Origin of the sequence: Verrucomicrobium spinosum DSM 4136 = JCM 18804, from assembly GCF_000172155.1 — a bacterium.
GTDB lineage: Bacteria > Verrucomicrobiota > Verrucomicrobiia > Verrucomicrobiales > Verrucomicrobiaceae > Verrucomicrobium > Verrucomicrobium spinosum.
The window spans coordinates 4,584,691-4,598,419 of record NZ_ABIZ01000001.1 but is presented as its reverse complement, the minus strand read 5'-3'; the positions used below and the strand labels follow the sequence as shown (position 1 = coordinate 4,598,419).

Below are 13,729 nucleotides of genomic sequence, written 5' to 3'. Positions count from 1 at the left end.
CAATCCAGCATCTACATTTTACCAAAATTATGTGATTAAGGGAAGAGGAAACTGTGCCATATGTTGAAAAATGTGGATTGTTGTTGTGGTGGTGAAATTTGGAGTTGGCCTTTGTCGCATGAGATGCCTCTGAATGCCTCACAAATATTCGTGGCGGCATTACAGATGCTGAGTAGTGTGATGATGGCGGAAGCGGTGCGCGGTGCGTTAGAATGCATTTATCAGCCCAACTTTGCGATGAGGGGGGGTATTGAAAGGGCATGACATGACAGCCTTGTCTTCATGCCCCTTCAGGCTTTATCTAGGGAGAGCGGGTGGCTCGGACACTTCGGACGCCATTTTGCGACTCAACTTAGGTTTTGGTGCCGTATACGTGGTGGGGTTCTTCAAGGTTTCCTATTTCTCTTATGACAGTGATGGGAGGGGGGGAGAATGGGCGTACTGAAAGTGTCAGTCGCCTTGGTTCTGTGGATCCCCCCGCTAGTTTATGGATGCGTTTTCTATGTTCTCTGTCACCCTGGTATGCCACACAGGCGTACTTGCCATTAGGATATATCACCAAGTGTTCACCCTTGCTGTCGGCACCGAGTTCTTCGCACGCTGGGCATTGGGCAGTTGTCTTGCCGAAGCACTGCTTGACGTTTGAGAGGAGTGTTTTGTTGAGGCTCATTGTGCACCTCCCTTCATTCTGATGCCTCTAAACCCACGCTGTTGAGAGCCGATTCGACGGATGTCGTGCGAGCATGAGACCTTGTGAATCTTTAGAATCTTGTCATTGAGTTGCTGTGATATTTCACGAGTGGATAGCGGTGACCATCCCATGGTGTCGCAATATTCGCAGTACTCTTGTTCAAGCTCCTTCTTTGTGACGTCTGTCCCTTCGCTTCGCTCTAAACAGTCGCGGACGAAGAGCTTTATGCTGTCGGATTGGTCCAACAACGCTTCTATCTGATCCTGTTGACGCTCCGTGAGAACGTAGTCCCCATGTGTACGAAGATCTCGAATAAGAGCAATGGCGCCCTCTACCATCCATCGAAGTATTCCAGCGCCCTCCTGTTTGAGGAGTTCCTGGTCAAAGCCAGAAATGCGCTTTTTTGGAGGCGGAGCAACGTAGCGCAGCACAAGAAGGCGTCTCCTCCAGGCATCAACATCACCTTCTAGTCGGATCACAAGGTCTGCGTTGCAAGTGATGCCAATGTTGAAGTTTCCACGGATTTGGACTCGGTTATTGAATCCTTTCTTTTCTGCTTCTAGAAGATCTCCGCCAACGAGTGACTTGATTGTAGATGCTCCTTTGTGACGGAGGAATTCAGCTGCCACATCCTTCCCAGTCAGAAGGGTCTTGCCAACAAAACTGAGGAGTTCGAACCGCTCTCCGAGGTGTTCTGTTCGCATCTGAGCGACGTTTTGACTGCCGATGACGCCTTCCAAAACAGTCATAAGGGTAGATTTACCACCCCCTGCCGATCCTAGGAGCATCATCAGACGTTGTGCCTTGTTGTTTCCAAGCAAAACTGATCCAGCCCATTTTTGAAGCATATTGATATCTTCTTCTCGTAACGCCGGCTGTAAAAGCTCCGTAAGGAATCTATTGCATGTAGCTGTTGGAACGTATTGATAGGGGCAAGCATTCCGCGAGAGAAAGCTTGGATGAAATGACTTTAAAAGGACTTTATCCTCTTCAAAGCATATCATTCCATTGGCCACATGGATGGCTTCAGGCTTTTCATCAAAGATACGAGACTGCTCTACTACAGATTGGAGGAGCGCTAGCAGGCTTGTGACAGTGGAATCTTTACGCAAGATTTGCAGTTGTGGCATTCCAAGTACTTTCGCAGCATTCTTCAGTTCATCCAAGAATCGTCTTTTGATGGTTTCTTTGCTGATCTTTGAGTAAAGCCCGGTGTTCTGGGAGTACTCATAGAACTCACCTTCGCTTCCGTGATAGATGCATTTGTGTTCTTGGGTGTATTTGGTGACGAAGAACATCTGGTTGAGCGTGATGCCTCCATTCGCGGCTTCCAGTACTGGAGGACCTTCTTCATCAACAATTCGGTCGTAGGGAGACTTGACCCACGGGAGTTGCCAGTCTGAGGGCCATGTGATTTCGCTAAATGCGATGAGGATAGGGCTAGTTGCAACGAGGATGCGGTATTCAACACCACTGGGGTGAATGCCGTGGATGACGGATTGTCCACCGTCAGCTCGCCACTCACCGCAAGGGTGTCCTTCTTCATTCTCGATTTTAGTAACCTTGGGGTATTCACCATTGCACCTGATCCAGAGTTGCACCCCTCGTGCGCCTTTCGTTCTTGTTGTTGATCTCAGTCGAGGATTGAGTTCAAGGAATGGTTCAACGGAGTCGTCATCATCTATGTCGATGGCGCATAGGTTATCAGACTCTTTGCCCAGTAGGACACCAATGTTGCCGGTTTGTAAATGTTGCAGGTAGTTGTTATCTTGCATTTCGCGTAGTGTCGTATTCTGCCAGTTTTTGAGGTTTGGCTGTTTAGTTTTTGACAGTACTGGTAGCAGCACTGTTTTATCCCCGAGTAGTCCAAGTATACGGTCAACAGGATTGAGTTGACTTGAGTTTTCTGACCTGATGCATGCCGTTGTGTTAGTGCATGTCTCGATGATGATTTGCACTGGTTCTCTTGGTTCTTCCGTTTTGTTCATATTTAGATTTATGCTTACTTGTACTTGCGTTGTTGCTCTTGGGAGTGCCTCGCAACGTTTCTTGGTCTTTGACGTGCACTCGGTTTTTTGCGCATATTAACAATTGATTGCATGGGACTGGGCGAGTTGCGATTGGAGTGCGCAACCGTTGTTGTGTAACCAAGACATCGAATGCGTGTGCTGCGGTGCTTGGTGGATGGTCCAATATCTATAGCGAGTCTGAAAAAGTGGTCCGAAGTGTCCGGACTTGGTGCTTAATCGATACTGACTTGCCGCAAAGAGTTTTGTGGTCGTGCGGAAACTTCATGATTGGCGGCTATCGCAGTGCTTCTATGAGGTCAGTGACGAGTAGAACGTTCATTGACTTGTAGAGAGCCGGATGGCTGAATAAGCGGATGTTGGCCTGAGCCATGCGCTTCGCCCTTACTGAAGGTTTGCCACTGAAGATTTGAATGCTTTGCATGATTTATGTTTCTATTTCTGTTTTACTTTGTTGAGGGAAATTGGCCGTGGGCACAATTGTCCCTTGTTTCACTGAAGGGTGGGTCATCGATTGTCACAAAATGGCGGGTCCATTCTGCGTGCGTTCTTACGGTCGATGCACTGTCCAACTCGGTGCTCTTGTTGGAGCGGGCGCAGTGGAAGTATTTGCGACTTATCGCACAGATTGTGGATAAGTCAAAGTGAATCTGTAAGTTTGTGACTCTTTGAGTTAGAAGTTTTGGGTGAATTATTTTTGTAGTGCCGCGCTTGTTGCGTTTTTGTGAGGGGGCTAGATAGTTTGAAAGGTGGACATTTGTTCGGACGGGCTGCGCAGATTGGGTTGGTACGTTGGTGGCGGGTTGGCGATATGCTATCAGCGAGATGCCGAGAATGTTTAATGGGTGGGAAGTGGTCGTGGGCCAGGTGCTCGAAGTGAGAGCAGCTCTGCTGCACTCTTTTGCTATGCGGGGAGGCATATCCACGCCATCGGTCTACGCCGATTTGGTTACAGTCGCGGCAAGCGCAGCGACTGCGTGCAGGTAGTCATTGCCCTCATCGTCAGCCCCGAAGGCTTCCCACTGGCCTATGAGGTGCTGCCGGGCAACACCACCGACAAGAGCACCCTCAAGAGCTTCCTGGCCAGGATCGAAGACCAGTACGGCAAGGCCCAACGCATCTGGGTCATGGACCGGGGCATCCCGACTGAAGAGACCCTTGAACAGATGTGTCAGAGCGCTCCACCGGTGAGCTATTTGGTGGACATGCCCACAACTGATGGGAGGGAGGTGGTGATGGGCCGCTACACTCAATCATTGAGGGAACTTCTGCTGCTGCTGGACCAGCTCAAGATGACACTGCCTGAACAGGCCCCGCCCAAAATCACCGGATGAGAGCAGGAAGTTGCGAAATGGTGGAAGATGTAGTGCAGACTTTTTGAAACTGATGTTGCAGAGTCAAGGTCTGGATGATCATCAACCCCGGCAATCGGCCAAGTCGGGCTAAAGTCTACTGGCTGGCTTTCGATGCGATCCTCTGGGTTTATTGCGGCCTCCAATCGACTCTACGCAGCGGGGGCATAAAAAAGCCCGCCCCCACCGTGATGGCAAGGGCGGGCAGGGCTGGTCATGCGGGTGATTAGGCGGCTGGGGCGACCTTGAAGAGCCAAGTGTTTCCGCGCTTATGCTCGGAAATTTGGCCAAGCTCGACGAGTCTACGACGGGCTTCGACGAGTAACTTGGGATCTGGCAGTGTTGAGTGTAGGGACGAGGCGAGGAGTCCTTCTTCGCCGGCTCCGGAGACCAGGGTCAGAAGTGGGCTATGATATTCGTCGTCGCCACCATATTCGGCGAGCTGGGCGAGGAGTAGGTGGAGTCTAACTCGTACTTCCCCGATCTCGTCGTGCAGCTGCTTGATCGCTGCTTCTCGCAGTTTCCGATACGCCTCCTTGGGGTCGGGATTGATTTGGGTGCTTAATGGAGTATGGGGGACCCACCCTTGGCTCTGAGCTTCGACGGTTCCGATGTTGGGGGTAGAGACTTCGGCGGCTGCTACCGCCGGAGTCTCGCTATTCTGATGTGGGGGGGATGCTGTCGTATTTTGGTTCATCGTCTTATTTTGTTTCCACAGGGTGGATGTTGTACTGCGTCGCAACTGGCGACGTTTGCAGCTTCTCAATCCTCGCCGAATGGCGGGATCGGAAATTTTTGGTGAGGACTGAATAATGCCTCTGAGCGGCATTTAGGCTTGAGATTCGATGTGAGCCAGGAGTGACTCGAGGTCGATGAGTCGCACCCCTCTTCGGTTACTGCGGTTGCTCTTAACTACCTTGCTTCGCACCGAAGGGCGGAAGTTGTTTTTGTCTGTGGGAAGGATGAGCGCATTTAATGCGCTTCGGGACAGTCCAGTATGAAGGTCCTTTGTCCCTGACCTTGGGAGCCGGATCCAAATTGGCAGTGGTGAGTCTGAGCGAAGTATTTTTTGATGCATGTTGGGAATCTGCACCCAGCCTTTTGGATTGTCTGCTTTCCAGCGCTTTTCTGCCGCGACAAAAGTGGTGTGCTGTACTGTCGCGAAATAGCGCTTGACATGCTGTGAATTCATATTTTGTGGCGGCATGTCACCGACGAAGGAAGTCTTTGCAGCCTATTGCGACCTACCATTCATTGAGGTCGAGAAATACATGAGGGGAAAACTCACTTGGGATGAGTTGAGGAAGCTGGCAGAGGAGCGAAAATGCCCTGTAGGTTTTGTTGGCAGGGGACTAGTCTGTGTGCTTGAGAAGAGCTCCTGCGGAGCACAGGTGATGGCATTTTGTACAGTGGCAAGTGGTCCAAACTTGAGGCGCGAGATGCCGGGCTTGGGATTAAGGCAAAGAGGGGACAGCGATTTTCACTACACCTCATTTTGGAAGTACCGTCTGCCTGACGATGTGCTTATCGTACATGTTGAGTGTGACTGGCTCGAAGTATTGTGCCGTTTACAGTACAAGAGCATAAGGACAATTTTGCCTTTTCTGGACTGGATGTGCGGATGGCGTCGGATCTACATCGAACAGGAACTCGACGCGAAATGCATGTTGTTCGATATGAAGTTTCGCGTTGGCTACTTCCAGGACGGTGAAGACATCCTTGCTTGGCATGTAGCTGAGAATTGGAATGCTTGGGAAATGGGGAAGATAACTATCGAGCGACGGCTGAAGATGGTTGCCAGCTGTTTCGATGTTGAGTTCAGCAAGCGCGAATTTGATAGTCTATGTCCTTCTTCCCAACTCAGTATGCATCGGGAGCGGAGAGCAAGGTTGCGTAGGTTGGCTTGTTCAGTTGCGGTGCTGCACAAACTTTGCGGCGTTTTCTGGGGGGACTCAGGGGAAAACGTTGTTCCGCTGGGCGTGTCATTTCGGGGTGGGCACCCTTTAGAATTTTTGGCTTGGAGTTCTGATTGGAATCGCACATCGCTGCCTCGATACAGTAGACGTTCATTCGATATCACTTTTCTCGAAGAGGAGGGGACTTGGTGGTGGAGGTACATAGACCGCATGCGAGGGCCAGAGTTTCCAATGCTGTTCAAGCAAGAGTACGAGAATTCTGCTCTTTTTTATGAGCTGAGGGCTAGGCAGATTTGTTCACAGCCGGCAACGTGGGATTTCTTTGCTCGGCCCTGGTTGAGATTGGACTCTTCCGAGAGAGCGGTTTTGAATTGCTTGTGTGAACCTCCTGACTTAACGAAGCCGCCGTTGGCGGCTCATCATTGGCGTGATTCGCGCCACGAGGAGGAGATTAGGCACATATTTGAAGTCAAGGTTGACCTAACGAAGAGAGAGGGTGAAGTAGAAAATCAGATCAAGAAGAGTGTTAAAATGCTTTCGACAGCGAGGTGGCATTTGCTCGGCTTAGAGAGTTTGCGTGGTAGCAATAAGCGGGAGCGTCTTGCAGCCAAAGAACGGGGTGAAGTGAATCAGATTTCGCCTGACTGGCTTGTTGTTGAAGCCATGGATGGCCAGAAGCATGCTGATCTCACTCTCAATGGTTCTCTCCGAACCAATCGTCTGAGATTGTTGAAGTGGTATACTGATGCGTGTGATGAACTCGGTGTTGACCCAAAGGGGGGGGTTGGTTTTGGAGAGGCTTATTCGATCTGGCCTGAGGATCTTGAGCTTGAAGGTGGGCCCGGTTAGCCGACTCTTGTCTTTCCACCAGTTCAGGGAGGCAAGACGTGGACAAGATTCGTTGCGCACGGACTCATGATGTTTCGCCTCAGAGTGTGATCAAAGACTGGGTGGATCCACGTGTCCTGCCTTGCGACTCACTTGAGAGACGGGGGTGGATTCGTTTGCGTCGGCAACGCATTCAGGTGGCGTCAAATCCGGCAACGCGCGGCAGCGTTGACCAGGGCTTCCTTGCCGACGTGAGTGTAGTGCTGGCTCATCTGCTCGCTGTCGTGGCCGATCACCTCCATTGCGACCGCTTGGGGGGCGCTGGCTTCCTTAATAAGGGTGATTGCGTTGTCCGGGCGGTATCCCTATTATAATGGGGAAGCGTAGCCGCAGACATTGACGAACAATGATGAACGTCCTTGACGTTGTTCCCAGAGTGTTCCCATTTTGGGCGAGGAACCCACACAGTGCTAACTTAACTGCCTCAGTGTGAGGAAAGTGCGTGGGCTGGGGATCGAACCCAGGACCAATTGGTTAAAAGCCAACTGCTCTACCGCTGAGCTACCCACGCGTTTTGGAAGGGGAGTTTTAGATATGCATTTTGGAGCTTGGTGCAAGTGGCAAAATCACTTTTTCGCATTTTCTTTTTCACTGCCCCCGGTGGGCCTTCGTGTTGCCATCCAGTTCCGCCACCAAGGTGAGCAGGGTGGTGCCGGGGCGGTCCACGAGTTGTGAGTTCATACCGGCCTGTTTTGCGCCTTCGAGGTCACACTTCCGATCATCACCCAGATGGAGACATTCACTGGCGGGAACGCCGGCAGCAGCCAGGGCGTGGTGGAAGATGCGCGGGTGTGGCTTGCTGGCTCCGACCTCGCTGGAGAGAAGGATGCGCTCAAAACGGGAGGCAATGCCGAGATCCTCCAGGATGGGGGTAAGCCGGCGGTCGAAATTGGAGAGAACGAAGAGCCGGTGAGAATCGCGGAGCTGGTCCAGGGCGGGGAGGGCGTCCTCGTACAGTTCCCAAACGCCGGGCTGGGCAAAGTGGGCGTACAGCTCGGCAAAGAGGGGATCGAGCCTCTCATCTGGCAGAGGGGCTCCCGTGACCGTCGCAAAGGTGCGGGCGACCAGAGTCCGCCACCAGGAGGCGTCGTCATCTGCCGGGGGCTCGCCATCGGGGTGGAGGAGGGGAGGCGTAGTCTTCCAGGCTTGGAGAAAGGCGGTCTCCACGGACTGCGGATCGACCTCAATCCCGTGCCGGGCAGCGATCCTGGCATAGGCCTCGCCCACGGGTTCACGGAGGCGGATCAGGGTTCCAGCCGCGTCAAAGAAGACACATGAAACAGGGAGCATGGGCGGCTTTTCGCACGAGCTATTTCGTTCTGCCAGAGAAAGCTACGGCAGAGTTTGGCACATGAAGCCATTTTAGAGAAAACACTTGCCACATCTTCACAATCGAGTACATTTATCGTTCCTTTCCGGGGCGAAGACTTGAGAGCGAATCTCCTGACGCAAGAGTGGGACGAGTCCCGCTCTTTTTCGTCCAGGACAGGCAGCCCTCAAAGTTTTATGGTCAGCGAACTTAAAGCCCTGTTTGAATATTACGAGAAGGAGAAGGGAATCGACCGTTCCAAAATGGTCGATGCCCTTCAGAGCGCCTTGCTGGCCGCCTCGAAGAAAAGCATCGGTCCCGCCCGGGAACTGCGCATTGAGATTGATCCCGACAAGGGGTCTATTCGCGCGTTCGCGCGCCTGCTGGTTTCTGACACCGTTGAGAACCCTTTTGAGCAGCTTTCCGTCAAGCATGCCCGCAAACTGAAGGCCGACGCCCAGCCGGGCGACGAGGTGGACATCGAAGTCACTCCCAAGGACTTCGGTCGCATCGCCGCCCAGACGGCCAAGCAGACATGGATGCAGCGCCTGCGGGAGGCCGAAAAGGCCAACCTGTATGACGAATTCAAGGATCGTACCGGTGACGTGGTCAGTGGAACGATTCGTCGTTTTGACAAGTCAGATGTCGTCGTGGACCTCGGCAAGTTCGAGGGCATCATGACCTCCCGTGAGCGTGTGCCCACGGAGGATTATACGTCTGGTGATCGCATGCGTTTCTACGTCAAGGCGGTGGAGAAGAGTACTTCCCGGGGTCCGGAAATTATTCTTTCCCGCAGCCACCCGAACTTCGTGCGCCGCTTGTTTGAATTTGAGGTCAGCGAAATCGCGGACCGCACCGTGGAGATCGTGAGCATCGCCCGTGAGGCGGGCTACCGTACCAAGGTGGCCGTGCACAGTGCAGACGACAAGGTGGACCCGGTGGGTGCTTGCGTCGGCCTGCGTGGCGCACGCGTGAAGAACATTGTGCGTGAGCTCAACAACGAGAAAGTGGACATCATCCGCTGGAGCAAGGACGTTGCCGAGTTCACCAAGGAGGCGCTCAAGCCCATCAAGATCCTTTCCATCAAGGTGGACGAGGATCACAAGCGGGTGCTCCTCACCGTCAGTGAGGAGGAGCTCTCCAAGGCCATCGGCCGAAAGGGGCAGAATGCCCGCCTGACGTCCCGTCTCATCGGTTACGATCTCGTGATCGAGAAGGATGAGCACGCGGCCAAGGTCTTTGAATCCCATGTGGAGGAGGCAGTGCATCGCATCGCCGCTGATCTCGACATCGACAGAAACATCGCCCGCAAATTGGTGGGTGAGGGTCTCTCTGACCTTTCCAATTTTGCTGATGCAGACGTCGATGACATCGCCTCCATCGTGGACGGTGACACGGAACTTGCCCAGCAAATCGTGGACAAGGTAGCCGCCATCACTTCTGGTTCGTAATCGTTATTTCACCGATCTTTCGCCAATTTTCTCCAGCACCGCTCGTTACTCTTTCAGTTTCTGAACTTTTCCAACTCTCGCATGGCAAACAAGCCCCCGTCATCTTCCAAGCCCGTCAAGCGCACCTCTTCCACCGAGGAGGCGCAGGGAGCCTCAGCGCCCGCGGCGAAGAGTTCCGGCAAACCCGGGGCGGTTTCGCTCATCGACGACGAGGGAAGTCCTCGGAAGAAGCGCACGGGTGAACTCAAAACTGGCTCCGCCTTTGCTCCTCTGGGCTCACGCCCGCAGCAGTCTGCGGCTCCCGCCAAGCCCGCCTCCACCACCCCTGAACCTCCGAAAAAGACGCTGGATCAGGTGAAGGCTGAGGCATTGTCCTTGTTTGACGAGGTGGAAAAGAAGGAAGCCCGCCGTGTGCGCCGTGCTGAGGAGGGGCCGAGTGAGGCTCCCGTCCGCCCTTTCCAGGTGACGTCTTCAAAAGTGCTGCCGCCCATCTCCCTCCTCCGCCACGAGGAGCCCCCGGCACCGCCTGCTCCGGTCAAAGCCCCTGAGCCGGAAGCTCCCGTTGCGGAAGTGCCCGCCCAGCCTGTAGAAGACAATTCTGAGTCCAAGGTCATCCACCTGAAGCCGCCGATCATCGTCAAGGAGCTGTGCGAACGCATGGGCCTGAAGGTGTTCCACGTCATCAAGGACCTTATCGAATTCAAGGTGTTCGCCAAGGCGGACACCGCCATCGAGCCCGATATCGCGGCCAAGGTATGTGAGAAGCACGGCTTCATCTTCGAGAAGGAGAAGCGCGAAAAAGGTGCTGGCATCCACAAGGTGGAAGAGAAGATCGAGGAACCGCCGCCGCCGCCGCCGCCCAAGGCTGAGGAGAAGGACGTGTTCGAGCTTCGCGCACCCATCATCACCTTCATGGGTCACGTGGACCACGGCAAGACCTCGCTCCTTGATGCGGTCCGCAAGACTAGCGTCACGGCAGGGGAAGCTGGCGGGATCACCCAGCACATTGGTGCCTACAGCGTCAGCTACAACGATCGGCCCATCACTTTCATCGACACCCCGGGTCACGCCGCTTTCTCTGAGATGCGCGCTCGCGGTGCCAACGTCACGGACATCGTTGTGCTCGTGGTGGCAGCGGATGACGGCTTCATGCCGCAGACCGTCGAGGCTCTCAACCACGCCAAGGCGGCGGGAGTCACTATCATGGTGGCGATCAACAAGTGCGACCTGCCCGCTGCCAACTCCATGCGAGTGAAGCAGCAGCTTCAGGAAGCCGGTCTCATGCCGGTGGAGTGGGGTGGCGAAACGGAAGTGCTGGAAGTTTCCGCCACGAAGGGTATCGGCATTGACAACCTGTTGGAGACCATGTCTCTACAGGCTGAAGTGCTCGACCTGCGCGCCAATTCCAAGGCTCCAATGCGGGCCACGGTGATCGAGTCCCGTATGGAAGCCGGTCGCGGCCCCATGGCGACTGTCATCGTCCAGAATGGTACCCTGAAGGTGGGTGAGCCTTTCATCTGCGGTCCTTACTGGGGCAAGGTGAAGAGCCTCATCAATGATCGTGGCCAGATCATCAAGGAAGTGAAGCCCGGCATGCCTGCCGAGGTGGTTGGCTTCAGTGGTCTGCCCAATGTGGGTGACGAAGTGGTGGAGATGGACAATGAGCGGACCGCCAAGCGCCTGAGCGAAGAGCGGCAGGAAGAGATCCGTCAGAAGAAGCTCGCCGCCCCACGTCGCAGCACTCTGGAGGCCCTCTTTGCCAACCTCGAAGCGGGGGCAAAGAAGACGCTCAAGATCATTCTCAAGACGGATGTGCAGGGCTCTATGGAGGCCATCACGAAGACCCTCATGGAGATCAAGAGCGACAAGGCGAAGGTGCAGATCCTGCACAGTGCCGCTGGCCCCATCTCCGAGAGCGACATCCTTCTTGCCAGTGCGTCTGACGCCGTTGTCATCGGGTTCAACGTGAAGGTGGAGTCCACTGCGGTGGCTGTTGCCAGGCGCGAAGGCGTGCAGGTGAAGCTCTTCAGCATCATCTACGAACTGCTCGACCAGATGAAGGAGGCCCTCCTCGGCCTGCTGGATCCGGAGACCCGCGAGAAGATCCTTGGCCATGCCAAGGTGAAGGTTGTCTTCAAGCTGACCCGTGGTCGCGTGGCCGGTTGTGTGGTCACGGACGGACGTCTGGACCGCAAGGCTCGGGCCCGCGTGATCCGTGGGAACCAGCCCGTGTATGACGGCTCCATGGACACGCTTCGTCGCTTCCACGAGGAAGTGCCAGAAGTGCGCAATGGTCTGGAGTGCGGTGTCCGCCTCGGCGGCTACCAGGAGTATGAAGAGGACGATGTCATCGAGTGCTACGAGCTCGAGAAGATTCAGCAGACGCTCTAAACGGTCGCCCTCTCTATACGATTCATCCCGGGGTGCGGGACTGCCAATGGGCTTCATGCCCGGGCATGCCCGACCCCTCAAACCTCTTTTCAAATACCGACATGAACCACCGCCTCGCGCGCGTCCGTGAGCTCATCAAGCGCGAGTTGGGGCCCATCGTGGACCGCAACTTCACTTTTGCGGGCTCCGTGGTGACCATTCACGAAGTCGATGTCACCCCTGACCTGAAGCAGTGCTTCATCTATGTGGGAATTCTCGGCAAGGAACACGCTGCGCCCAATATTGTGCGCAAGCTCAATGAGAACCGCGGCCTGATCCAGCGGGAGCTCTTTAAGCGCGTGATTCTCAAGAATTCTCCGTCTCTCACTTTCAAATACGACACCTCCATTGAGCGTGGCGTGAGGGTGCTGGCCCTCATTGAAACTCTCCCCGAGCCGCTCCCTGACGAGGAGCCTGTTGCTGAGGAGGGGGTTGACAATGACGACGCCCCTGAAGGGGAGGATGAGGCCGAGGACGACCGCGATGCTGCGGACGACCGCTCAGACAAATCCCGTTGACTCCGGTGCCATTTGGATCTGCTCCGGTCAGAGCAGGTCAGTCGCTACGGAGCGCTGAGCGAGGCTGCCCCTTGATCCGGAGGCCTTCCTGAGCTCTGTGTGTCCCGATCTCTTGCTCCAACCTCTCTCTTCCCTCCAGCCATGAATGACAGCCTGTCCCATCTGGGTGCCCTGCTTCGCGATGCGTCGAGGATTGGCATCGCGTGTCACGTGCGGCCTGATGGCGACGCCATTGGCAGCATTGTGGGTCTGGGGCGCAGCCTGCAGCTTATGGGCAAGGCTGTCTCGATCTTGTCTGAAGATGGCGTGCCCCCCAATCTGACTTTCCTTGCGGGGTCGAACCTCGTGCAAGTTTCCCAAGCCGTGCCGCTGGAGCTGGACGTGGCCGTGGCCTTGGACACCGCGGCGAAAGACCGCCTGGGCGAGCGCACTCTGACCGCCTTTCAGAATGCGCCTGTGCTCATCAACGTGGACCACCACGGCACGAACCCTCGCTACGGCCATTTCAACCATATCGACAGCGCCTCGCCTGCTGCGGGGCAGCTCGTCTATGAGCTGCTGCAGGTCAGCCAGTTTCCCATGGATGCGATGGTTCGGGAGAACCTCTTCGCGGCCATCAGCACGGACACGGGCTCCTTTCAGTACAGCAGCACCAATCCACGCACGCACCGTATCGTGGCGGAGATGATGGAGGCCGGGCTGGACACGGCCGCGCTCGCGACCCATCTCTACCAGACCCATCCCCTGCGCCGGGTGCTTTTGCAGAAGGCTCTGCTCAACGAGATGAAGTTCACCTGCGGGCAGCGGGTGGCAAGCTGGGCGCTGAGCCAGGCCCTGCAGGAGGAGATTCAGATCCAGCCGGGCGATACCGAAGGGCTCATCGACATCATGCGATCCATTGAGGGTGTGGTGGCTGCTGTCATTTTTGAAGAGCTGCCTGACGGGCGCATTCGTGTGAGTGCCCGGTCTAAAGACTCACGCGTCAATGTCTCACGTGTCTGTGGTGAGTTTGGCGGTGGGGGCCATGTCATGGCTGCCGGGGCACGTCTGCCCGGCCCAGTGGCAGAGGCGGAGTCACGTTTCCTTGAAGTATTAAAGAATGAAATCGAACGAACCGATTAGTGGAGTCCTCCTGGTAGATAAATCG

The 13,729-nt window shown here is 55.0% G+C and carries 7 protein-coding genes, 1 tRNA gene and 1 pseudogene; 6 read left to right on the top strand and 3 right to left on the bottom strand.

The features are described from left to right. Positions 1 to 666 precede the first annotated feature (666 nt). A complete protein-coding gene (locus VSP_RS18575; RefSeq protein WP_081452600.1) occupies positions 667 to 2,679 on the bottom strand; it encodes a phage/plasmid primase, P4 family in 2,013 nt (670 codons plus the stop codon). A 971-nt stretch (positions 2,680 to 3,650) separates the two neighbouring features. Here VSP_RS18575 and VSP_RS42395 point away from each other — a divergent pair. Together VSP_RS42395 and VSP_RS18550 are read left to right on the top strand one after the other, a co-directional pair. Further along, positions 3,651 to 3,929, top strand: a pseudogene (locus VSP_RS42395) (transposase); the annotation flags it as partial. 1,346 nt (positions 3,930 to 5,275) lie between these two features. After that, the gene (locus tag VSP_RS18550) at positions 5,276 to 6,835 is read left to right on the top strand and encodes a hypothetical protein (protein ID WP_009962576.1); all 1,560 of its coding nucleotides are present in this window, start codon (positions 5,276 to 5,278) and stop codon (positions 6,833 to 6,835) included. A gap of 478 nt (positions 6,836 to 7,313) precedes the next feature. On the opposite strand, the gene VSP_RS18540 is transcribed toward VSP_RS18550, so the two are convergent. Further along, positions 7,314 to 7,385 (bottom strand) — tRNA-Lys (locus tag VSP_RS18540). Between the two features lie 77 nt (positions 7,386 to 7,462). Beyond that, positions 7,463 to 8,164: an HAD-IA family hydrolase gene (locus VSP_RS36145; protein WP_009962574.1), complete on the bottom strand. Its 702-nt coding sequence runs from the start codon at positions 8,162 to 8,164 to the stop codon at positions 7,463 to 7,465. A gap of 216 nt (positions 8,165 to 8,380) precedes the next feature. Between VSP_RS36145 and nusA the strand changes: the two genes are divergently transcribed. From nusA to VSP_RS18515, 4 genes are all read left to right on the top strand, one after another. Next, entirely contained in the window at positions 8,381 to 9,634 is a 1,254-nt protein-coding gene (gene nusA / locus VSP_RS18530) for a transcription termination factor NusA (protein WP_009962573.1), read from the top strand. Positions 9,635 to 9,715: 81 nt separating this feature from the next. Further along, positions 9,716 to 12,025, top strand: coding sequence for a translation initiation factor IF-2 (infB, locus tag VSP_RS18525; RefSeq protein WP_009962571.1), 2,310 nt, complete (start codon positions 9,716 to 9,718; stop codon positions 12,023 to 12,025). A gap of 101 nt (positions 12,026 to 12,126) precedes the next feature. Further along, entirely contained in the window at positions 12,127 to 12,582 is a 456-nt protein-coding gene (gene rbfA, locus VSP_RS36140) for a 30S ribosome-binding factor RbfA (RefSeq protein WP_053332356.1), read from the top strand. Positions 12,583 to 12,723: 141 nt separating this feature from the next. Further along, positions 12,724 to 13,704, top strand: coding sequence for a DHH family phosphoesterase (locus VSP_RS18515; protein ID WP_009962568.1), 981 nt, complete (start codon positions 12,724 to 12,726; stop codon positions 13,702 to 13,704). Positions 13,705 to 13,729: the final 25 nt, after the last annotated feature.